This window comes from Bacillus sp. FSL K6-0042 (assembly GCF_038006685.1).
Taxonomy (GTDB): Bacteria; Bacillota; Bacilli; order Bacillales; family Bacillaceae_G; genus Bacillus_A; species Bacillus_A pseudomycoides.
Map to the genome: position 1 here is coordinate 3,688,793 of NZ_JBBOVS010000001.1, position 20,092 is coordinate 3,708,884.

Here is a 20,092-nt window from a genome sequence, read left to right on the forward strand (position 1 = left end):
GAGAAAAATACTCCTTGGTTATTTTAATTGCTGAAACGCGTAATTTGCCATCTTTTTCGCATCAGGATATAGCTGAGTACGACTAGAAGAAAACACAACGTTAATAACGCGTTTACCATCCTTTTCATCAACAGTTACAACTGTGTATTGTCCTAAAGCAGATAAACCGCTTTTGCTTCCAATTGCATAGGGATCAGCGTAAAGTTCTTCGCGGCCATAGTTTGCGATTTTTGGAGCGCGCTGCGAAGTATGTAGTGTTGTACGTATTGTGTTCATATATTCTAGTACAATCGGATATTTTAATGCTTCTTTTGTAATGATTGCGATGTCATAAGGGGAAACCCTATTGCCGAGTGCGTCAGCCCCGCTCGCATTTTTGAAAGTTGCATGTTTTGTTCCGAGTTCTTTCGCTCTTGCATTCATCATTTTTACAAACTTCTCTTTTGATCCTGCAATATGTTCTGCGATAGACTCAGCAATTGGATCGGCACTGATGATAAGCATCAGTTTTAATGCCTCGTCTCTTTTTAATTTTTCACCAGCACGAAGCTTAATTTTCGCACTCTGACTTTCCGTTTTTATCGCATTTTCTGTGATAGTAATTTCCTCATCTTCTTTTACATTCTCTAGTAACAGAATGGTTGTCATCATTTTGGCTACACTTGCTGGATAAGAACGTTCTTCTTCCCGTTTTCCGTACAAAACTTCCCCCGTATTTGCATCGATTGTAACACCATATTTTCCTGTGATATCAGGCTGATTACTTCTTACGTCTTTTTGCCTTTTTGTGTAAGAAAAGAAAATCATACTTGTAAATAGTGTAGCAATCATCACAATCATGATTATTGTTCGTTTCATTATGCAGTCCCTCTTTTGTCTTTCCTTATGTACAAATAAATTGGGCAGAAAAGCAGCCCAATCCTCATTATGCCACGTTTTCTGCCCAAAAATATAGAGGAAGTTCAAAAAGTCCAGTAAAGATAGCTGTCGCATTTCTTCGTTACGTCGCCAGTCCGATACTCATGTAGTTCCACCTACACTCCGTATCCTCCCGGCTTCCGCGCCTCGAACTGCTCGGCTCTCTTTATCCTCCTTTTTGAACAAGCACATATAGTGTTATTTTTCACCCATGTTGTGCTTTTTGTATTGTTGGTTATTACCTTGGCGTCCTTTTTCAATCCCGCGATCTATTGGACCTGCATTTCCTGTTACACTTGCTGCACTTACGCCTGCTTTTGAAGGGTCTTTCTTAAGTCTAGCCATATATATTCCTCCATTTTTGTCAAATTCTAAAAAGGGAAAAGCGTATTTTATCAAGAAAATACACAATTATAGAGTACCCAAATAAAAGAAAAGTATTTATTTCAGAAAATTTTATCAATAAATATATTGCGAAAATTTAAACAGTATCATATATTTATTAGTAGAGGCTCACTCATTGATTGCGACGTATGTCGAAAAATTGAATGAGCATTCATTCAAGAATAGGGGGAGAAATGAATGTTCCAAATTAAAAAGGCTGCTGTTCTCGGTTCTGGCGTAATGGGCTCAGGGATTGCTGCACATTTAGCCAATATCGGTATACCAACATTATTGCTTGATATTGTACCACAGGCGCTTACGAAAGAAGAGGAAGCGAAGGGGCTTACATTAGAACATAAAAGTGTGAGAAATCGTTTTAGTAACGGGGCACTGCAAAAATTAGTAAAGCAAAAGCCAGCTCCTCTTACGGTGAAAGGTAATCTGGCATTGATTGAGGCAGGCAACTTAGAGGATGACATTGAGCGCCTTGCTGATGTAGATTGGATTATCGAAGTTGTTGTTGAAAACTTAGATGTTAAAAAGAAACTATTTGAAAAAGTAGATGCTGTTCGTAAAGTTGGCTCTATTGTGAGCTCAAATACATCAGGTATTTCCGTTGAGAAAATGGCAGAAGGGCGTTCAGATGACTTTCAAAAACATTTCCTAGGAACACATTTCTTTAACCCACCACGATATTTAAAACTTCTAGAGATTATACCGACAAAAGAAACAGATCCACAAGTGTTAAACTTCATGAAATTATTTGGCGAAGACGTTCTTGGAAAAGGCGTTGTTATTGCGAAAGATACACCAAACTTTATCGGGAACCGCATCGGTACGTACGGTTTACTTGTAACGCTGCAAGAAATGATCAAGCGCGGCTATAGCGTTGGGGAAGTTGATTCTGTAACAGGCCCATTAATCGGTCGTCCAAAGAGTGCAACGTTCCGTACGTTAGATGTTGTTGGGTTAGATACATTTGTTCATGTTGCGAACAATGTATATGAAAATGTACAAGAAGAAGAACGCGATGTATTTAAAGTACCAGCTTTTATGCATGACATGCTAGATAAAAAATGGCTTGGAAGTAAAACAGGTCAAGGTTTCTTCTTAAAACAAGGAAAAGAAATTTTAGAGTTAAATCCTGAAACGATGGAATATGAAGCGCGTAAGAAATTAAAAGCTGCATCCGTAGAGTTAAGTAAACAAGAAAAAGGATTAGCGAACAAATTGAAAGCGCTTGTATATGCGAAGGATCGTGCAGGAGAGCTATTATGGAATATTATCACGCCAACTCTTTTATATTCTGCGAAGCTTCATAAAGAAATCGCAGATGATATTGTCGCAATTGACCAAGCGATGAAATGGGGATTTGGCTGGGAGCAAGGACCATTTGAGATTTGGGATGCAATTGGCGTAGAAAAATCCGTTCAGAAAATGGAAGAGAACGGCCAAGTAGTTCCAGCATGGGTGAAAGACATGTTAGGGAAAGGATTTAGCTCTTTCTATAAACATGATAATGGTGAAAGCTATTACTACGATAACGGTGAATACAAGCTTATCGAACGCAATAAAAAAGCAATTTCTCTTAAACAATTAAAAGAGAAAAATGGCGTGTTAAAGAAAAATAGCGGAGCGAGCTTAATCGATTTAGGTGATGGCATCCTTTGTTTAGAATTCCATTCGAAGAGCAATGCAATCGGTATGGATATTACGCAAATGATTAATTACGCTGTTGATGAAGTTGAGAAGAGCTATAAAGGTCTTGTTATTGGGAATCAATCGAAGAACTTCTGCGTTGGGGCGAACTTAGCAATGATCTTAATGGAAGCACAAGATGACAACTACTTTGAAATTGAGTGGGTTGTGAAGAGCTTCCAAGATGCAATGATGAAAATTAAGTATTGTTCGAAACCAGTCGTTGCAGCGCCATATGGCATGACGCTTGGCGGCGGTACAGAAGTTTGTTTACCAGCAGCTAGCATTCAAGCTTCTAGCGAAACGTACATGGGATTAGTAGAAGTCGGCGTGGGTTTAATCCCTGGCGGTGGCGGTAACAAAGAACTATATATTAAACATTTAAACAAAATGGCAAACGGTGTAGAGTTTGACCTGCAAAAGGTTGCGAATAAAGTGTTCGAATCAGTTGCGATGGCAAAAGTATCTACATCAGCGCAAGAGGCTGTTTCTCGTAACTTCTTAGGCGATAAAGATGGTATTAGTGTGAATGGTGATCACTTACTATATGATGCAAAGCAAAAGGCACTGGCTTTATATGAAGCGGGTTACAAAGCACCGATTCGTAAAAAGATACCGGTTGTTGGTGAGACAGGATATGCAACGCTTTTACTTGGAGCTGAAGCAATGCACTTATCTGGTTATATTTCCGAGTATGATTTACACATTGCGAAAAAGCTCGCATATGTCATTGCCGGCGGGAAAGTACCATACGGAACAGAAGTTGATGAGCAGTATTTATTAGATGTGGAACGTGAAGCATTTATCAGTTTAGTAAGTGAGATGAAATCACAAGCAAGAATGCAGCACATGCTTGTAAAAGGAAAGCCATTACGTAACTAATAACGAGGGGAGATATCGTTCATGAGAGAAGCTGTCATTGTTGCGGGAGCAAGAACACCAATTGGTAAGGCAAAGAGAGGTTCATTAAAAACAGTTCGACCTGATGATTTAGGGGCATTAGTAGTAAAAGAAACGTTAAAACGTGCGAATAATTATGAAGGGCCAATTGATGATTTAATTTTCGGTTGTGCGATGCCAGAAGCAGAGCAAGGCTTAAATATGGCTCGTAATATCGGCGGATTAGCAGGGCTTTCTTATGATGTTCCAGCTATTACAATTAACCGTTACTGTTCTTCAGGATTACAAAGTATCGCTTACGGTGCAGAGCGTATTATGCTTGGTCACTCTGAAGCAGTATTATCTGGCGGAGCAGAGTCTATGAGTTTAGTTCCAATGATGGGGCACGTCGTTCGTCCGAATAGCCGCCTTGTAGAAGCGGCTCCAGAATATTATATGGGCATGGGACACACAGCGGAGCAAGTTGCTGTGAAATATGGAATTTCCCGCGAAGAGCAAGATGCATTTGCGGTAAGAAGCCATCAGCGTGCAGCAAAAGCATTAGCTGATGGGAACTTTGCTGATGAAACAGTAGCTGTAGATGTAATGCTACGTACTGTTGGAGCGAATAACAAAATTCAAGAAGAAAAAATTATCTTCTCACAAGATGAAGGAGTAAGAGCAGAAACAACATTAGATATCCTTGGGAAATTACGTCCAGCATTTAATGTTCGCGGTTCTGTAACGGCTGGTAATTCTTCACAAATGAGTGATGGAGCGGCATCAGTCCTTCTGATGGATCGTGAAAAAGCAGTGAGCGATGGTATGAAGCCGCTTGCGAAATTCCGTTCCTTTGCAGTAGCTGGTGTACCACCAGAAGTAATGGGAATTGGACCAATTGCAGCGATTCCGAAAGCGTTAAAATTAGCAGGATTAGAACTATCTGATATCGGCTTATTTGAACTAAATGAAGCATTTGCTTCTCAATCAATTCAAGTTATTCGTGAGCTTGGTTTAGACGAAGAAAAAGTCAATGTAAACGGCGGTGCAATTGCACTTGGTCATCCACTTGGCTGTACAGGAGCAAAATTAACATTATCTCTTATTCATGAAATGAAACGCCGCAACGAGCAATTCGGTATTGTAACAATGTGTATCGGCGGCGGTATGGGAGCTGCTGGGGTGTTTGAATTACTATAAAAAAAGTGCAGGCGGCTCGCTCAGAACAAGAGGACGTTGGAGGCCCTGACGAAGAGGCGTTTTTTGCCTCACAGGAAGGGGCGAAATGGCCGATTGTTCTAGCCGCTGGAACTGGATTATATAACGAAAAGTGGAAGCAACAAAGGAATATAAAAAAATAAAGGAAGAGCCAGCTTCTCTCAAAATGAGAGAAGCGGCTTATGAAAATATGAAGGAGGAAATTTTCATGGAAAAAACAGTAGGAAGCGCAGTAAAAGGTGGTAGCTTTTTAGTTGATGATATTACAATTGATCAAGTATTTACACCGGAAGATTATAGCGATGAGCATAAAATGATAGCGAAAACGACAGAGGACTTTATCGTAAATGAAGTTCTACCAGAGCTTGAATATTTAGAGCAACATGAGTTTGATCGCTCTGTTCGTTTATTAAAAGAAGCTGGCGAGCTTGGATTATTAGGTGCTGATGTGCCAGAAGAGTACGGCGGTATTGGCCTTGATAAAGTTAGCTCTGCATTAATCGCAGAGAAATTTTCTCGCGCTGGTGGCTTTGCAATTACACACGGTGCTCACGTTGGTATCGGATCATTACCGATCGTTTTATTCGGTAATGAAGAGCAAAAGAAACAATATTTACCGCTACTTGCAACAGGTGAAAAATTAGCTGCATACGCATTAACTGAGCCAGGATCTGGATCTGATGCGTTAGGTGCGAAAACAACAGCACGCTTAAATGCAGAAGGAACGCATTACGTGTTAAATGGTGAAAAACAATGGATTACAAACTCTGCTTTCGCTGATGTATTCGTTGTATACGCAAAAGTTGATGGTGAGCACTTCACAGCGTTTATCGTAGAGAAAGAATATCCAGGCGTATCTACAAGCCCTGAAGAAAAGAAAATGGGTATCAAATGTTCTTCTACTCGTACATTAATTTTAGAAGATGCATTGGTACCAAAAGAAAATGTACTTGGTGAAATTGGTAAAGGTCATATTATCGCTTTCAACATTTTAAATATTGGCCGCTATAAATTAGGTGTTGGTACAGTTGGTTCTTCAAAACGTGCGTTAGAAATTTCAGCACAATATGCAAATCAGCGTCAACAGTTCAAACAACCAATCGCTCGCTTCCCATTAATTCAAGAAAAACTTGCAAATATGGCAGCGAAAATTTATGCAGCAGAAAGCTCTGTATATCGTACAGTTGGTTTATTCGAAAGCCATATGAGCACATTAACAGAAGAGCAAGTAAAAGACGGTAAAGCTGTAGCAGCTTCTATTGCTGAATATGCAATTGAGTGCTCTTTAAATAAAGTATTCGGTTCTGAAGTACTAGATTACGTAGTAGATGAAGGTGTTCAAATCCACGGTGGTTACGGATTTATGGCAGAGTACGAGATTGAAAGAATGTACCGTGATTCTCGTATTAACCGTATTTTCGAAGGAACGAACGAAATTAACCGTTTAATCGTACCAGGTACGTTCTTACGTAAAGCAATGAAAGGCGAATTACCACTTCTTCAAAAAGCACAAAAATTACAAGAAGAGTTAATGATGATGATGCCAGAAGAAGTAGGCGATGAGCCATTAGCACTTCAAAAATATTTAGTAGGTAACGCGAAGAAAATCGGCTTAATGGTAGCTGGATTAGCTGCTCAAAAATACGGTAAAGCATTAGATAAAGAACAAGAAGTTCTTGTGAACATTGCGGATATCGTAAATAACTTATACGCAATGGAATCAGCTCTTCTTCGTACAGAAAAAGCAATTAAAGCAACTGGTCTTGAAAAGAATAAACAAAAAGTGTTATACACTGAAGTATTCTGCCAAGAAGCGTTCAATCAAATTGAAGCAGATGCGAAAGAAACACTTATCGCAGTTGAAAATGGCGACATGCTGCGCATGATGTTATCATCACTTCGCAAACTAACTCGCCACACACCGCTTAACGTAATTCCGAAGAAACGTGAAATTGCTGCGAAAATTTTAGAAGATGAGCGTTATACAGTTTAATGAGTAAGGAAAAACAGTAGTCACATTTGTGGCTACTGTTTTTCTTAGTTTTGTTAAACTAATCTCCATTAATTACTCCGTATCGCATTTTATCCCCCATCCACGAGCTAACATCTCTCCACTTTACACTTTTCGCAGCAATCCAACTTACTTCATATGGTGTAACCTCGTTAGGCTTCCAGCCAATATCATCTGCCCAATAAAATAAATTGTTTTGTAATAGAAGAGATGCACCGAAAAATGTAAAAAATGGAGGTGGCTATGAATCAAAGAGGAAGTTTAGTAAATAATCTGATTGTACTTCGAGCGGAGAAACGTTGGTCACAAACGGAATTAGCAAATCGAGTGGGCGTTAGTAGACAAACAATAGCTTCTATTGAAGCAAATCGATACAATCCATCTCTTATTTTAGCTTTTGAAATTGCTCATGTTCTTGGTAAGGAGTTTCATGAAGTCTTTCAATATACGATAGAGGGGGAAGTGGAATGATAGTTGTAATTGGCATGATCATATCAATTGCAGGGTTAATCGGGGTGTTTTATTCTACACGTTTTGAAAGAAAAGAAGGAGAAGATGAGAGAGGGGAGCAAATTACGGGGAATGCCGCAAAAGTTTCATTGTTTGTATTTTTATTTTTGTATTTAGTCATTTTTCTAATCGGGAACCTATATTCATTGACGAGTGAACAGTATAAATTAGCAAATGCATGTTTATTGGCAGGAGTATTATGCTCCTATTCACTATCTATTTTAGTTTTGAGAAAAAGATATTAGATGAGAAAGAGCTGTTTTACATATTAATTTGTAAACAGCTCTTTTTGTTATGTTTGATTAGAAAGGGTGAATGAGATGCGAATGGTACATAAAAGTACAATTTATCAATTAACATTTTTTCCAAATCTATTTCCAATCAATTGCTATTTTGTTGAAGAAGAGGAAGGGTTAACTTTAATTGATGCCGCTTTGCCCTTTAGTGCAAAGAAGATTTTAGAATCAGCTCGAACAATCGGAAAACCAATTACGAACATTGTTATAACACATGCACATGATGATCATGTAGGTGCAATTGATGCGTTGAAGCAGGTACTTCCTAATATTCCTGTTTATATTTCGAAAAGAGATGCCCGCTTGCTTGAAGGAGACATGTCATTGCAGCAAGGGGAAGCGAACGTGCCAATAAAAGTTGGAGTATCTAAAAAAATACAGACGATCCCAGATGTGCTTCTGCAGGAAGGAGATCAAGTTGGATCTCTTTTCGCAATTGCAGCTCCAGGTCATACACCAGGTTCGATGGCGTTTTTAGATACGAGAAATGATGCACTCATTGTTGGAGACGCATTTCAAACAAGAGGAGGGATTGCAGTTGCAGGGCAGATTAAGTGGCTCTTTCCGTTTCCTGTGTTTGGAACTTGGGATGCAGAAACAGCATTAAAGAGTGCTCAGAAACTGTTACGATATAAATCGTCTGTATTGGCGACAGGGCATGGAAAGATGATTGAAGAGCCGATGTTATGCATGCAACGAACGATTGAAGAAGCGGAGCGAAATTTAGCGAGAAAGGTGTAAAGAAATGGGAAGATGAAGTGATGTGGGGGGGAGTTTTAATTGAAAAGGTCCCTCAATAATGTAGAGGATTCTTTGCTAAGAATGGACCTTTTATTTTTTAGTGAATCATCATCTTATACTCTCACTTTACATGTATACAATCCAAAAACAAATAAATACTAAATGATGAATGAACAAAGAAAGGAAGGTCTTTATTATGCCAAATTTAACAGAGCTTGAGCTTGAAAATTTACGTCATATTATCGGAGGACATGCGACAGTTGCGAATAAATTAGATCAGTATGCGCAGCAGTGTACAGATCCTCAATTGAAACAAATGTTACAGCAAGATGCACAAGCAGCAAGAAATACAAGACAACAACTAATGTCCTTTTTAGGTTAGGAGTGTATAGGTTATGAATGAAAAAGATATGGTTAACGATTATTTAGCGGAATTAAATGCTAGTTTGACTGGTTATGCGAATTACATAGCGCAATCGGATAACGCACAGTTACATCAAACGTTGATTCAAATTCGAAATCAAGATGAATTAAGGCAACGTAAGGTATATGAATATGCGAAGCAAAAAAATTATTATCAACCAGCTGCTCCTGCAAATCCGATGGTTGTTCAGCAAATGAAAAGTCAGTTAAGCGCACAGTAATGCATAAAAAAGCGAGTGAATCTTGGATGATGATTCACTCGCTTTTTTTATGCATTTATATATGTCAATAAACACGTATGAAATATTTTTCCAGTTGTAACAAATATGACGAAAAGTTTGCAGGGGATGTCACAAAAAGTACAAAATGTTTGTTCAATGTTTCACAAAGTATCTATAGTTTCTACAGTGAGAATCTCTATAATAAAAAGTGTAAAGAACAAATAAAACATTACATAATTACTTAGGAGAGGTTCTTATGAATAGAAACACAAGAAAAATCGCAATTATTGGGACTGGATTAGTTGGATCAAGCTGTGCATATTCAATTGTGAATCAAGGCATCTGTGAAGAATTAGTATTAATTGATATAAATCATGAACGTGCAGTTGGCGAAGCGATGGATTTATCACACTGCGTTAACTTTACAAATACAAGAACAAAAGTATATGCAGGTACTTATGAAGACTGCAAAGATATGGACATTGTGATTATTACAGCAGGTCCAGCTCCAAAACCAGGACAAAGTCGTTTGGATACTTTAGGAGAAAGCGCGAAGATTATGGAAAGTGTTGTAGCAGGTGTAATGGAAAGTGGATTTGACGGTATCTTCTTAATTGCATCGAATCCAGTTGATATTATTACTTATCAAGTTTGGAAATTATCTGGTTTACCAAGAAATCGTGTGCTTGGTACAGGTACATCATTAGACTCTTCACGCTTAAGAACAATTTTATCTGAAATGCTTGAAGTAGACCCTCGTAGCATTCATGGTTACTCATTAGGTGAGCATGGTGATTCACAAATGGTTGCTTGGTCTCACGTAACAGTTGGCGGAAAACCAATCTTGCAAATTTTAGAAGAGCAAAAAGAACGTTTCGGTGAAATCGATTTAGATGAAATTGTGGAGAAAACTGCTAAAGCTGGTTGGGAAATTTATAAACGTAAGGGTACTACTTATTATGGAATTGGTAACTCACTCGCTTATATTGCAAGTTCTATCTTTAATGATGACCACCGCGTGATTGCTGTTTCAGCAATTTTAGATGGTGAATATGGCGAATATAATATTTGCACAGGTGTACCAGCAATTATTACAAGAGATGGTGTAAAAGAAGTTGTAGAACTAAACTTAACAGAAGCTGAAGAAGGCCGACTTGCACAATCAAATGATGTTTTACGTGACTATATGAAAACAATCGGTTACTAAACTAGGAGAAGGTGAAACAGATGAAGGAATATATAATGTCTCGTGTATTTAAAGGTTCCGCCGGAATTGCACAAGGTATTTTCGTATCCCTTGGAATTGGTTTACTTATCGAAAATATAGGGAGAATTGTTGATATTCCGATGTTAATTACAATTGGGGTTGTTGCGAAATCACTGATGGCACCAGCAATTGGAGCAGGGATTGCTTTCATGCTTGGGGCAAACGGACTTGTCATTTTCTCAGCGATGGTTGCCGGAGCGATTGGAGCAGGGTCGATTTCGATGACTGAAGCCGGCTTAATTATTAAAACTGGGGAACCAATTGGTGCGTTATTAACAGCAACTCTAGCGGTTTATATCGGTAAAAGATTAAGCGGAAAAACTGCTTTAGATATGATGCTCGTTCCATTTGCAGCAATATTAGGGTCTGGTATAGTTGGTATTTGGTTATCTCAAAATATTAGTCCTGTATTAAATACAGTTGGCGCATTTATTAAAGACAGCTCAGCTGGTAGCCCATTTATTGCTTCAATCGTGCTTGCGGTTGTTTGGGGGCTACTACTTATCTCTCCAGCTTCATCAGCAGCTCTAGCAATTGCACTTAGCCTAGACGGTGTTGCAGGCGGCGCAGCACTTGCAGGATGTGTCGCTCAATTTATCGGATTCTCTGTTATCTCTGCAAAAGAAAACAACTTAGGCGGTATTTTAGCACAAGCACTTTGTACTCCGAAAGTACAGTTGCCGAACATTACTAAAAATCCAATGATTCTCGTCCCAACTGTCGTTGCCAGCGCCATTGTGGGCCCTGTATCTGCACTGATTTTTCACTTGGAAGCAGGTAAAGAAATTGCAGGTCTTGGATTAAGTTCTCTTATTGCACCAATTAATTTAATTTCTAGCCAAGGATTTGGTGTTGTACCAGCAATGGTCATCACTTATATCATAATCCCAGTAGCTGTTTCTTATATACTTTACATCGCGTTACGAAAAGCAGGTCGCATTCATTCTGGCGACATGACTGTGCCACAATCTTAAGTTACAATTGAAAATCTTCTTTATATAGTAAAAGCAGACTGAAGAAGCCACAGTCTGCTTTTTTGTTTACATTTTAGAGGTTTGTCTCGCAGGAATTGTAATCGTGTCTTTTCGGTTTACTAGTAAAAGCTGCACACCGAAGTATAGCGTACTTGCAACTGCCATACCGGAAACGGCATCTAAGAAGGCATGTTGCTTTGTAAATAACGTCGATAAAATAATAAGTGAGCCAAAGAAAGTAAGAATGTAATATTCCCATCTGTGCTGTTCTCTTCGCTTATAAGCCGCTAACATAATCACAAATGTTGTGAGAACGTGGATGCTAGGAAAACAGTTTACAGGTTGATCAATACTATAAATATAGCGAACTAAGTCAGAAAATATATCTGTCCCTACTACTGTTGGACGTGGTACGGTTGTTTGCCAAAAGTAGTAAATCGAAAAGCACGTAAGCTTTCCTAGGATAACGCTGCTTAATGTTACATAATATTGTTTTCGATCTTTAAAGCAATAATAAATGAGTGCGCCGTATAAGTATGGGAACCAAATTAAATACGGAATAATAAATGCCTTCACAAATGGAATCCAATCATCAACTACTGTTGTAACATCAACAGCATGAACGCCAGATTTATTCAGTACATCGTAAAGGGGACTTACGAGTACGAGTAGAAGTATATAACTTAATGGAAGAAAAGATGAAAGTTTATATTTTTTCATGACTATCTCCTAGTGTTTAGTAATGTAAGTAAATCCAGTTGATTATAATATAGAAAATCAAAATGGGCTATCAATTTTACTTACATTTTTTTGCATTAACCTTACATTTTTGTCACTTGACTTTTAATGGGAGGATGAGATATGAAACGTTTGCTTATTTTGTTGGTTCTTATATTGTTATGTCTCGTGGGAGCTGGATGTGCAAAGAATAAGGATGTGCCATCTGCTTTAGAGTATAGCGGAAGAGCGCTTGTAATTGGAGTTATCGGTGAGGCGCCAAAGGATACGTTTAGAAACATAAAGTTTGTGAAGGTGAATTTAGATCAGATAAAAGAGAAATCAGAGAAAGTCGACGGATTTCTCGTTATGAAAGAATATTTTCAAGAAGCATCAGAAGAAAAATATACAGAGCTATTTTTAGGGTTAAAAAAGCCAGTGTTTTTTATCGGTTTAAAGGATAAGCCATATTTGATTTTTATAGAAAAAGATTTGGATTATAACAATGCACCAACAGATAAAGCGATGATGTATACACAAGGATTTGTAAATCTAGGAAGTGGTGAAGGGCAGTATTGGGGCACTGGTTTATACAATGAGACGATTTCGGAGCAAAGTATTCATAATATGTATATATACGTATTTCAAACGATTGCAGATTATTTGAGCAGGCATTGAGAAGCTCCGGACTAGGGGCTTTTTATTTTTTAGTTATTTAAATAAACGTTTGTTTAAGATGTATGTTCGGTCTAAATGATACATAATGAATGAAGAGGGGGAAATTTTTATATTTATTTTTTTATATATTATTTTTCTTTAAATGGCGGAAAATAGGGAAAATTTGCAGGATAAAAGAAAATTGTCGCGAAATAAGTTAAAGTTTGGAGAAGAATCGTTTGAAATAATAAAACGTTTTCTATATGATAAAGGTAAAGGTTAGTAAAAAGTAGGTGAATTTATGGCAGTAACATTTTATTCATATCCAAAGTGTGGCACATGTCAAAAAGCAAAAAAATGGTTTGAGGCAAACGATGTAGCATATGAAATGATTCATATTGTTGAAAATCCACCGTCAAAAGAAGATTTGCGTAATTTACATGCGAAAAGTGAATTGCCATTAAAAAAATTCTTTAATACAAGTGGAATGCGTTACCGTGAACTTGGCTTAAAAGATAAGTTAAAAGATGCAAGTGAGGACGAAATGTTTGAGCTATTAGCATCTGATGGCATGTTGATTAAACGTCCAATCGTAACAGATGGCACGAATGTAACACTTGGTTTTAACGAAGAGCAGTTTGAAAGTGTGTGGAAAAAGTACCAATAAGGTATTTTTACATAATTAATACATTCACTGGAGGTACAGTCATGAGCATTCCAAATCATTTACGTTACTCTGAAGAACACGAATGGGTAAAAACTGAAGGCAACGAAGTTGTTATCGGTATTACTCATTTTGCACAAAGTGAGTTAGGCGATATCGTATTCGTTGAACTTCCTGAAGTAGGTGCAACAATTGAAGCTGACGAGCCATTCGGAAGCGTAGAATCTGTTAAAACAGTTTCTGAATTATACGCACCTGTAAGTGGTAAAGTTGTGGCAGTAAACGAAGAATTAAGCGACCAACCAGAACTTGTTAACGAATCTCCGTACGAAGGTGCATGGATGGTTAAGATTGAACTTTCTGATGCAAGTGAAGTAGAGAAGTTATTATCTGCAGAACAATACGCAGAAATGACAAACCAAGACTAATTTTAGTCGAGATAAAAAGGACAGCCTATGTGCTGTCCTTTTTATTTTGCATTGTGTGAACGAGCCGCCTGCGCTTTTCTTTGTCTAGCTCCAGCGGCTAGAACAGTCGGTCGTTTCACTCCTTCCTGCGAGGCAAAAAAGCGCCTTTACGTCAGGAATTCCAACGTCCTTCTGTTCTGAGTGAGCCGCTTCCACTTTTCTTTGTCCAGCTCCGCCTCCTAGCCCTTCATGTCTAAGAACCTTCCGCACAAGAAGACAAAAAGCGTCTTCTGTGCGAAAGAACCTTAGCCAACGGGGCTAAACAGTCGACTCCGCTTTTCTTTGCAAAAATAAACAGGAAACAACATGAAAAGAACGAATATACTATATACTAAAGTAAGGTTGTTTTATAGTATATGGTGATCGGGTGATGACATATGGTCTATGTAGAGAAAGTCATTATTGTCGAAGGAAAATCAGATAGAAGAAAGATTGAATCTATTATTCGCGAACCAGTGGAAATTGTTTGTACAAATGGTACAATTGGTTTGTCGAAAATGGATGAACTCATTGATCAGTTTTTTGATAAAGAAGTATATGTGCTAGTGGATGCTGATGCGGCGGGTGAAAAGCTCAGAAAACAATTTCGTAAAGAATTCCCGCAAGCTGAGCATATTTACATTGATCGTTCGTATCGTGAAGTGGCAACTGCTCCTTCTAATCATTTAGCGAACGTATTATGGGGAGCTGACATTGACGTTTATACAGAATATTTACGGTAAGGAATGATAGAAGTGATTGACTGGACAGGTGCTGAAGCTACAGCTTTAATAGCAGACCAAGAAAAAACAGTGTTATATGTATATACACCGATGTGTGGAACATGCCAATTAGCAAAGAAGATGTTAACAGTTGTAGAAGCTACTATATCTGATTTGGAAATAGGAATGCTAGATTTAAATTACGCTCCGCATTTAGCGCGAGAATATGAGGTGGAAAGTGTACCTTGTTTACTCGTATTTGAGCGGGGAACACTTATGAAGAAAATATATGCATTTCATTCAGTTGAATATTTATATACAGAATTACAGTAGGCGGCAATCTTTTTGCCGCCTCGACATATTTCTTGGGAAATGTGCCTGAAAGATAGAAGTGATACGTTATTTGTCGAGAGAAAGTAACAGGATTGCTCTTTAAGAAGATGGAATGGTATTTAGTAGAAAGTGATATGAAGGATGTGATTAGAGTGGGATTATATTCGTTGCTTCAATCATTTGTAACGTATGCCAATAGCCAATATCATTTAGAGCCACTTCTACGGCAAGGAGAAAAAATAATTAATATCCGTTTGGGAGCTGAGTGTTATTCACTTCAAATCTCAAGAGAGTATATACAAATTTTGAAAGGAACCAAGGGAACAGAACAAATTGTTTGTTTTTGGGAGGAAGACCTACAGCGATTAGTTACTGGGAATATTCGGTTACAAACCTTAATTAATAATGGGCGTGTACACTATTCTGGAACGTATCGCACGATGCTATTATTTGAATCAGTGTTTCATATATGTAAACCAATGCCAGTAGGTGCTTAATATTCTGAAGTTTCGTTTTTTGTGAAAATTTCTGTTGACATAGTGGGTGTATATTGATAAAATTCAATTCATAAAATATAGACAATTTCATAAATTTCAAATCAGACGAAAATTGAATCTGATTTCTCTTATCAAGAGAGGTGGAGGGACTGAGCCCTATGAAACCCGGCAACCGTCAACTTTTATGTTGAAATGGTGCCAATTCCTGCAAAGCAAATGCTTTGAGAGATGAGAGGAAGGGATAATGTTGATATACGCATATAAACCTTTCTGCTCATTCTAGAGGCAGAAAGGTTTTTTTGTTGTTTGAATGAGGAGGACGTTCGAATAACAAAATTTTAAGTGAGCAAGCCGCTTACGTTTTTTAAGAAATCCAGCTCCAGCGGCTAGAACAGTCGGTCGTTTCACCCCTTCCTGCGAGGCAAAAATCGCCTCTGCGTCAGGGGTTCCAACGCCCTCTTGTTCTGAGCAAGCCGCTTGCGCTTTTTAAATCAAAAAGGGGTGATACACCATGATTCTATTAGAGAATGTAAAGAAGATATATAAGTCAAAAAGCGGTGATGTCACTGCTGTGGATAACGCCAATTTAAAAATAGAGAAAGGTGAGATATTTGGTGTTATCGGATATAGTGGTGCTGGAAAAAGTTCTTTAATTCGATTGTTTAATCAATTAGAGAAACCAACTTCCGGACAGATTACGATAGCTAATCGTGTTATTTCAGCAATTACTGGAAATGAACTGCGCAAGGCAAGACAAGAAATTGGGATGATTTTTCAGCATTTTAACTTACTTTGGTCACGAACTGTACGTGAAAATATCGCTTTTCCACTTGAGATTGCAGGGGTGGATAAAGTGCAGCGAAGAAAGCGCGTGGATGAGTTAATTCGCCTTGTTGGATTAGAAGGAAGGGGCGATGCATATCCATCTCAATTAAGCGGAGGACAAAAGCAGCGCGTTGGGATTGCAAGAGCATTAGCGAATAATCCGAAAGTACTCTTGTGTGACGAAGCAACATCGGCACTTGATCCGGAAACGACAGATCAAATTTTAGATTTACTATTAGATATTAATAAGCGCCTTGGCTTAACAATTGTATTGATTACACATGAAATGCATGTGATTCGTAAAATTTGTAATCGCGTTGCGGTAATGGAAAAAGGAAAAATTGTAGAAAGTGGTCCTGTACTAGATGTATTCCGTAATCCACAGCAAGAGATTACAAAGCGATTTGTACAACAGATAACAGATTCTGAAGATACAAATGAAACAATTGAGAGCTTATTAGAAAAATATCCAGATGGAAAAGTGATTCGTTTGCAGTTTATTGGTGATTCCGTAGAGCGTCCAGTACTCCAGAGATTAATGAGGCGGGATGATATAGAAGTAAGTGTACTGCAAGGGAATATTGCTCAAACAAACAATGGATCGTATGGAAGCTTAGTGGTTCACTTAAATGGTGAGGAAGTAGCAATCCAGCAAGCGATAGAAGGAATCAATCAAGAGCAAGTAGAGCTGGAGGTGATTGCACATGGATAAGTTACTCGCAAACGTCGATTGGAATCAAATGCTAGAAGCAACAGGTGAAACATTATATATGACGGCAATCGCAGCACTTGCGACATTTGCTCTAGGTCTCATTTTAGGATTATTACTTTTCATGACGGCAAAGGATAATTTGTGGGAAAACAAAGCGATCCACACAGTGATTGGAGCATTTGTAAATATCTTTCGTTCCATTCCATTTATCATTTTAATTATTTTATTAATTCCATTTACGAAGATTCTTCTTGGAACAATTCTTGGGGCAAGCGCAGCACTACCAGCTTTAATTATTGGAGCAGCACCATTTTATGCAAGGATGGTTGAAATTGCACTTCGTGAGATTGATAAAGGAGTAATTGAAGCTTCAAAAGCAATGGGGGCAAAAACGAGCACGATTATTTGGAAGGTATTAATACCAGAATCACTGCCAGCACTTGTTTCTGGCATTACAGTAACAACAATTGCGCTTGTTGGTTACACAGCAATGGCTGGTATTGTCGGAGCTGGTGGTCTTGGTACCCTTGCTTATTTAGAAGGATTTCAGCGCGGAAATAACGATGTGACGATCGTTGCAACAATTTGTGTACTATTAGTTGTTTTCTTACTTCAATGGATTGGTGATTTTGTTACAACTCGAATTGATAAACGATAGATATAAAAAGGAAGGGTGTTTACAGCATGAAAAAATTATTACTTTCAGCACTTATTACAACTTCAATTTTTGGGTTAGCTGCTTGTGGCGGGAAAAGTGAAGATAAGCTTGTTGTTGGTGCTTCTAACGTACCGCACGCTGAAATTTTAGAGAAGGCAAAACCGTTACTTGAGAAAAAAGGTATAAAATTAGAAATTAAACCATTCCAAGATTACGTACTGCCAAATAAATCATTAGCGGATAAAGAGTTAGATGCAAACTACTTCCAACATATTCCGTACTTAGAAAAAGAGATTAAAGACAAAGGATATAAATTTGAAATAGCAGGAAAAATACATCTAGAACCAATCGGTGTGTATTCTCAAAAGTATAAAAATTTAAAAGACCTTCCAGATGGAGCAACAATTATTATGAGTAACTCTATTACTGACCATGGACGTGGTTTGGCAATTTTACAAAAAGAAGGTATTTTGAAAATTAAAGATGGTATAGAACCTGTAAAAGCAACTGTAAAAGATATTGTGGAAAATCCGAAAAACTTGAAGTTCAAAACAGATATTGAGCCTGGTTTATTACCACAAGTGTATAACAATAAAGAAGGCGATGCAGTTTTAATCAATTCAAACTATGCAATTGATGCAAAATTAAATCCGGAAAAAGATGCGATTGCGATTGAAGGCAATGATTCTCCATATGCAAACGTAGTTGTTGTTCGTAAAGGTGATAAAGATAAAAAAGAAATTACAGCACTTGTAGAAGTGTTACATTCGAAAGAAATTGAAGACTTTATTAATAAGGAATATAAAGGTGCGGTTATTCCTATTAAAGAATAATTTGAAAAAAATAAGAGCTGACGTTTGCCAGCTCTTATTTTTTACTGGGGTAAGAATAACTATGAATGAAGAATCTGTATGCAAAAAGTTCTAGAAATTACAAAAAAGGCGTCATCATATGAAGAAAATCACACTATCAATTTTTATAGAAGTCTTTGTATTTGCATTAGCTGGTTGCGGCGGAAAAGATAAAAATACGCTTGTTGTTGGTGCTCGAATGTGCCGCATTATTCATTAACTCAAACTATGCAATTGATGCAAAATTAAACCCAACAAAAGATGCAATTGCAATTGAAGGATCAGATTCTCCGTACACAAATATTATTGCGATTCGCAAAGGTGACGAAAATAGAAAAGAAATTAAAGAGCTTGTAGAAGTATTACATTCAAAAGAAATTCAAGATTTTATTAAGAAAGAATATAAGGGCGCTGTACTTCCAGTAAGTGAATAGGCGTAGGAAAGGGCTAGGGAATTTCTAGCCCTTTTTTCTTTATATATATAAGAAGAAAAGTGTATCATAATAGGATGTGAGGGAAGTACTTATATACATTTGTGAAAAAATTGTTACATTTTCTCAGTGTTTGCGATAACATTTTATTTGATATAAAATGAGAATGAGAATAAAATGAGAATGTGAATGTTTTAGGAATTTTTAAAATGTATATAGAGGATTAATGGAGGTATTGAGATGGCTGGTTCTACATTAACGGTTAAAGACTTACATGTATCAATCGATGGTAAAGAAATCTTAAAAGGTGTAAACCTTGAAGTAAAAGGTGGAGAAATCCACGCAATTATGGGACCTAACGGAACAGGTAAATCAACTTTATCTTCTGCAATTATGGGTCACCCAAAATATGAAGTAACAGAAGGTAGCATCATCATCGACGGTGAAGATGTATTAGAAATGGAAGTAGATGAGCGCGCACAAGCAGGTCTATTCCTAGCAATGCAATATCCAAGTGAAATTAGCGGAGTAACAAACGCTGACTTCTTACGTTCTGCAATTAATGCACGTCGTGAGGAAGGCGAAGAAATTTCTCTTATGAAATTTATCCGTACATTAGATAAAAACATGGAATTCCTAGAAATGGATCCAGAAATGGCACAACGTTACTTAAACGAAGGTTTCTCTGGCGGTGAGAAAAAACGTAACGAAATTCTTCAATTAATGATGATTGAGCCAAAAATTGCAATCTTAGATGAAATCGACTCTGGTCTTGATATCGATGCATTAAAAGTTGTATCTAAAGGTATTAACCAAATGCGTGGCGAAGAGTTCGGTTGCCTAATGATTACGCATTACCAACGTTTATTAAACTACATTACTCCAGACTTCGTTCACGTTATGATGAACGGTCGCATCGTTAAATCTGGTGGCCCTGAGCTTGCACAACGTCTAGAAGCTGAAGGTTACGACTGGATCAAAAAAGAATTAGGTATTGAAGACGAAACAGCAGAGCAAGAAGCGTAAGAGAGGAGCATAA

Annotated in this window: 23 protein-coding genes, 1 pseudogene and 1 riboswitch; of the genes and pseudogenes, 21 read left to right on the plus strand and 3 right to left on the minus strand. The window is 37.7% G+C overall.

Features of this window, described 5'->3' with window-relative positions; all coding sequences use genetic code 11:
* Window positions 1-18: 18 nt before the first annotated feature.
* Together MHH45_RS18805 and MHH45_RS18810 are read right to left on the minus strand one after the other, a co-directional pair.
* Window positions 19-858: a D-alanyl-D-alanine carboxypeptidase family protein gene (locus MHH45_RS18805; protein WP_016131080.1), complete on the minus strand. Its 840-nt coding sequence runs from the start codon at window positions 856-858 to the stop codon at window positions 19-21.
* A 258-nt stretch (window positions 859-1,116) separates the two neighbouring features.
* Complete coding sequence (locus tag MHH45_RS18810; RefSeq protein ID WP_016112417.1) at window positions 1,117-1,263, minus strand: YuzL family protein; 147 nt, start codon at window positions 1,261-1,263, stop codon at window positions 1,117-1,119.
* A 237-nt stretch (window positions 1,264-1,500) separates the two neighbouring features.
* On the opposite strand from MHH45_RS18810, the gene MHH45_RS18815 reads away from it, so the two are divergent.
* The 10 genes from MHH45_RS18815 to MHH45_RS18860 all read left to right on the plus strand — a co-directional run bounded on the left by MHH45_RS18815 (window position 1,501) and on the right by MHH45_RS18860 (window position 11,540).
* Entirely contained in the window at window positions 1,501-3,882 is a 2,382-nt protein-coding gene (locus MHH45_RS18815) for a 3-hydroxyacyl-CoA dehydrogenase/enoyl-CoA hydratase family protein (RefSeq protein ID WP_077294548.1), read from the plus strand.
* A gap of 21 nt (window positions 3,883-3,903) precedes the next feature.
* Window positions 3,904-5,079 carry an acetyl-CoA C-acetyltransferase gene (locus MHH45_RS18820; protein ID WP_016131078.1) on the plus strand — a complete coding sequence of 392 codons (1,176 nt, stop codon included), beginning with the start codon at window positions 3,904-3,906 and terminating at the stop codon, window positions 5,077-5,079.
* Between the two features lie 226 nt (window positions 5,080-5,305).
* Window positions 5,306-7,090, plus strand: a complete 1,785-nt coding sequence (locus MHH45_RS18825) for an acyl-CoA dehydrogenase family protein (RefSeq protein ID WP_016131077.1) — start codon at window positions 5,306-5,308, stop codon at window positions 7,088-7,090.
* Between the two features lie 261 nt (window positions 7,091-7,351).
* A complete protein-coding gene (locus tag MHH45_RS18830) occupies window positions 7,352-7,579 on the plus strand; it encodes a helix-turn-helix transcriptional regulator (protein ID WP_016112413.1) in 228 nt (75 codons plus the stop codon).
* Window positions 7,576-7,863, plus strand: a complete 288-nt coding sequence (locus MHH45_RS18835) for a DUF2178 domain-containing protein (RefSeq protein WP_016131075.1) — start codon at window positions 7,576-7,578, stop codon at window positions 7,861-7,863. The genes MHH45_RS18830 and MHH45_RS18835 overlap by 4 nt, the downstream gene beginning before the upstream one ends.
* A 75-nt stretch (window positions 7,864-7,938) precedes the next feature.
* Window positions 7,939-8,655 (plus strand): MBL fold metallo-hydrolase, encoded by a 717-nt coding sequence (locus MHH45_RS18840; RefSeq protein WP_088094076.1) that lies wholly within the window; start codon window positions 7,939-7,941, stop codon window positions 8,653-8,655.
* Between the two features lie 196 nt (window positions 8,656-8,851).
* Window positions 8,852-9,037, plus strand: a complete 186-nt coding sequence (locus MHH45_RS18845) for a hypothetical protein (protein WP_016112410.1) — start codon at window positions 8,852-8,854, stop codon at window positions 9,035-9,037.
* 13 nt (window positions 9,038-9,050) lie between these two features.
* Window positions 9,051-9,299 (plus strand): spore coat protein, encoded by a 249-nt coding sequence (locus MHH45_RS18850; protein ID WP_016112409.1) that lies wholly within the window; start codon window positions 9,051-9,053, stop codon window positions 9,297-9,299.
* Window positions 9,300-9,555: 256 nt separating this feature from the next.
* Window positions 9,556-10,506: an L-lactate dehydrogenase gene (locus MHH45_RS18855; protein ID WP_088094077.1), complete on the plus strand. Its 951-nt coding sequence runs from the start codon at window positions 9,556-9,558 to the stop codon at window positions 10,504-10,506.
* Between the two features lie 20 nt (window positions 10,507-10,526).
* Window positions 10,527-11,540, plus strand: a complete 1,014-nt coding sequence (locus tag MHH45_RS18860) for a PTS transporter subunit IIC (RefSeq protein ID WP_088094078.1) — start codon at window positions 10,527-10,529, stop codon at window positions 11,538-11,540.
* A 66-nt stretch (window positions 11,541-11,606) separates the two neighbouring features.
* Here the strand turns inward: MHH45_RS18860 and MHH45_RS18865 are convergent, their stop codons facing one another.
* Window positions 11,607-12,260, minus strand: a complete 654-nt coding sequence (locus MHH45_RS18865; RefSeq protein ID WP_016112406.1) for a phosphatase PAP2 family protein — start codon at window positions 12,258-12,260, stop codon at window positions 11,607-11,609.
* A 141-nt stretch (window positions 12,261-12,401) separates the two neighbouring features.
* Between MHH45_RS18865 and MHH45_RS18870 the strand changes: the two genes are divergently transcribed.
* The 11 genes and pseudogenes from MHH45_RS18870 (at window position 12,402) to sufC (ending at window position 20,079) form a co-directional block, all read left to right on the plus strand.
* A complete protein-coding gene (locus tag MHH45_RS18870) occupies window positions 12,402-12,935 on the plus strand; it encodes a hypothetical protein (RefSeq protein ID WP_016112405.1) in 534 nt (177 codons plus the stop codon).
* 280 nt (window positions 12,936-13,215) lie between these two features.
* Entirely contained in the window at window positions 13,216-13,581 is a 366-nt protein-coding gene (locus MHH45_RS18875; RefSeq protein ID WP_003201715.1) for an arsenate reductase family protein, read from the plus strand.
* A gap of 41 nt (window positions 13,582-13,622) precedes the next feature.
* Complete coding sequence (gcvH, locus tag MHH45_RS18880) at window positions 13,623-14,006, plus strand: glycine cleavage system protein GcvH (protein ID WP_006096504.1); 384 nt, start codon at window positions 13,623-13,625, stop codon at window positions 14,004-14,006.
* A gap of 416 nt (window positions 14,007-14,422) precedes the next feature.
* Window positions 14,423-14,767 carry a toprim domain-containing protein gene (locus MHH45_RS18885; protein ID WP_000263236.1) on the plus strand — a complete coding sequence of 115 codons (345 nt, stop codon included), beginning with the start codon at window positions 14,423-14,425 and terminating at the stop codon, window positions 14,765-14,767.
* Between the two features lie 3 nt (window positions 14,768-14,770).
* Window positions 14,771-15,079 carry a thioredoxin family protein gene (locus MHH45_RS18890; RefSeq protein WP_077294545.1) on the plus strand — a complete coding sequence of 103 codons (309 nt, stop codon included), beginning with the start codon at window positions 14,771-14,773 and terminating at the stop codon, window positions 15,077-15,079.
* Window positions 15,080-15,231: 152 nt separating this feature from the next.
* Window positions 15,232-15,576, plus strand: coding sequence for a hypothetical protein (locus MHH45_RS18895; protein WP_088094080.1), 345 nt, complete (start codon window positions 15,232-15,234; stop codon window positions 15,574-15,576).
* Window positions 15,577-15,701: 125 nt separating this feature from the next.
* A riboswitch (SAM riboswitch) is annotated at window positions 15,702-15,811 on the plus strand.
* Between the two features lie 276 nt (window positions 15,812-16,087).
* On the plus strand, window positions 16,088-17,113 hold the full coding sequence (locus MHH45_RS18900) for a methionine ABC transporter ATP-binding protein (protein ID WP_016112401.1): 1,026 nt from the start codon (window positions 16,088-16,090) through the stop codon (window positions 17,111-17,113).
* A complete protein-coding gene (locus tag MHH45_RS18905) occupies window positions 17,106-17,771 on the plus strand; it encodes a methionine ABC transporter permease (RefSeq protein ID WP_088094079.1) in 666 nt (221 codons plus the stop codon). The genes MHH45_RS18900 and MHH45_RS18905 overlap by 8 nt, the downstream gene beginning before the upstream one ends.
* Before the next feature lie 26 nt (window positions 17,772-17,797).
* The gene (metQ, locus tag MHH45_RS18910) at window positions 17,798-18,604 is read left to right on the plus strand and encodes a methionine ABC transporter substrate-binding lipoprotein MetQ (RefSeq protein ID WP_016112399.1); all 807 of its coding nucleotides are present in this window, start codon (window positions 17,798-17,800) and stop codon (window positions 18,602-18,604) included.
* A gap of 224 nt (window positions 18,605-18,828) precedes the next feature.
* Window positions 18,829-19,056, plus strand: a pseudogene (gene metQ, locus MHH45_RS18915) (methionine ABC transporter substrate-binding lipoprotein MetQ); the annotation flags it as partial.
* Between the two features lie 237 nt (window positions 19,057-19,293).
* Window positions 19,294-20,079, plus strand: a complete 786-nt coding sequence (sufC, locus tag MHH45_RS18920; protein WP_016112396.1) for a Fe-S cluster assembly ATPase SufC — start codon at window positions 19,294-19,296, stop codon at window positions 20,077-20,079.
* The last annotated feature ends 13 nt before the right edge of the window (window positions 20,080-20,092 follow it).

What these genes read in the sequence shown, in the direction of transcription:
- MHH45_RS18850 (WP_016112409.1), top strand. Translation starts at nt 9,051, where the DNA reads ATGAATGAAAAAGATATGGTTAACGATTATTTAGCGGAATTAAATGCT.
- MHH45_RS18875 (WP_003201715.1), top strand. Translation starts at nt 13,216, where the DNA reads ATGGCAGTAACATTTTATTCATATCCAAAGTGTGGCACATGTCAAAAA.
- MHH45_RS18810 (WP_016112417.1), bottom strand. Translation starts at nt 1,263, where the DNA reads ATGGCTAGACTTAAGAAAGACCCTTCAAAAGCAGGCGTAAGTGCAGCA.
- MHH45_RS18885 (WP_000263236.1), top strand. Translation starts at nt 14,423, where the DNA reads ATGGTCTATGTAGAGAAAGTCATTATTGTCGAAGGAAAATCAGATAGA.
- MHH45_RS18845 (WP_016112410.1), top strand. Translation starts at nt 8,852, where the DNA reads ATGCCAAATTTAACAGAGCTTGAGCTTGAAAATTTACGTCATATTATC.
- MHH45_RS18900 (WP_016112401.1), top strand. Translation starts at nt 16,088, where the DNA reads ATGATTCTATTAGAGAATGTAAAGAAGATATATAAGTCAAAAAGCGGT.
- MHH45_RS18815 (WP_077294548.1), top strand. Translation starts at nt 1,501, where the DNA reads ATGTTCCAAATTAAAAAGGCTGCTGTTCTCGGTTCTGGCGTAATGGGC.
- metQ (WP_016112399.1), top strand. Translation starts at nt 17,798, where the DNA reads ATGAAAAAATTATTACTTTCAGCACTTATTACAACTTCAATTTTTGGG.
- MHH45_RS18870 (WP_016112405.1), top strand. Translation starts at nt 12,402, where the DNA reads ATGAAACGTTTGCTTATTTTGTTGGTTCTTATATTGTTATGTCTCGTG.
- MHH45_RS18830 (WP_016112413.1), top strand. Translation starts at nt 7,352, where the DNA reads ATGAATCAAAGAGGAAGTTTAGTAAATAATCTGATTGTACTTCGAGCG.
- gcvH (WP_006096504.1), top strand. Translation starts at nt 13,623, where the DNA reads ATGAGCATTCCAAATCATTTACGTTACTCTGAAGAACACGAATGGGTA.
- MHH45_RS18890 (WP_077294545.1), top strand. Translation starts at nt 14,771, where the DNA reads ATGATAGAAGTGATTGACTGGACAGGTGCTGAAGCTACAGCTTTAATA.
- MHH45_RS18855 (WP_088094077.1), top strand. Translation starts at nt 9,556, where the DNA reads ATGAATAGAAACACAAGAAAAATCGCAATTATTGGGACTGGATTAGTT.
- MHH45_RS18805 (WP_016131080.1), bottom strand. Translation starts at nt 858, where the DNA reads ATGAAACGAACAATAATCATGATTGTGATGATTGCTACACTATTTACA.
- MHH45_RS18820 (WP_016131078.1), top strand. Translation starts at nt 3,904, where the DNA reads ATGAGAGAAGCTGTCATTGTTGCGGGAGCAAGAACACCAATTGGTAAG.
- MHH45_RS18865 (WP_016112406.1), bottom strand. Translation starts at nt 12,260, where the DNA reads ATGAAAAAATATAAACTTTCATCTTTTCTTCCATTAAGTTATATACTT.
- MHH45_RS18860 (WP_088094078.1), top strand. Translation starts at nt 10,527, where the DNA reads ATGAAGGAATATATAATGTCTCGTGTATTTAAAGGTTCCGCCGGAATT.
- MHH45_RS18840 (WP_088094076.1), top strand. Translation starts at nt 7,939, where the DNA reads ATGCGAATGGTACATAAAAGTACAATTTATCAATTAACATTTTTTCCA.
- MHH45_RS18835 (WP_016131075.1), top strand. Translation starts at nt 7,576, where the DNA reads ATGATAGTTGTAATTGGCATGATCATATCAATTGCAGGGTTAATCGGG.
- sufC (WP_016112396.1), top strand. Translation starts at nt 19,294, where the DNA reads ATGGCTGGTTCTACATTAACGGTTAAAGACTTACATGTATCAATCGAT.
- MHH45_RS18905 (WP_088094079.1), top strand. Translation starts at nt 17,106, where the DNA reads ATGGATAAGTTACTCGCAAACGTCGATTGGAATCAAATGCTAGAAGCA.
- MHH45_RS18825 (WP_016131077.1), top strand. Translation starts at nt 5,306, where the DNA reads ATGGAAAAAACAGTAGGAAGCGCAGTAAAAGGTGGTAGCTTTTTAGTT.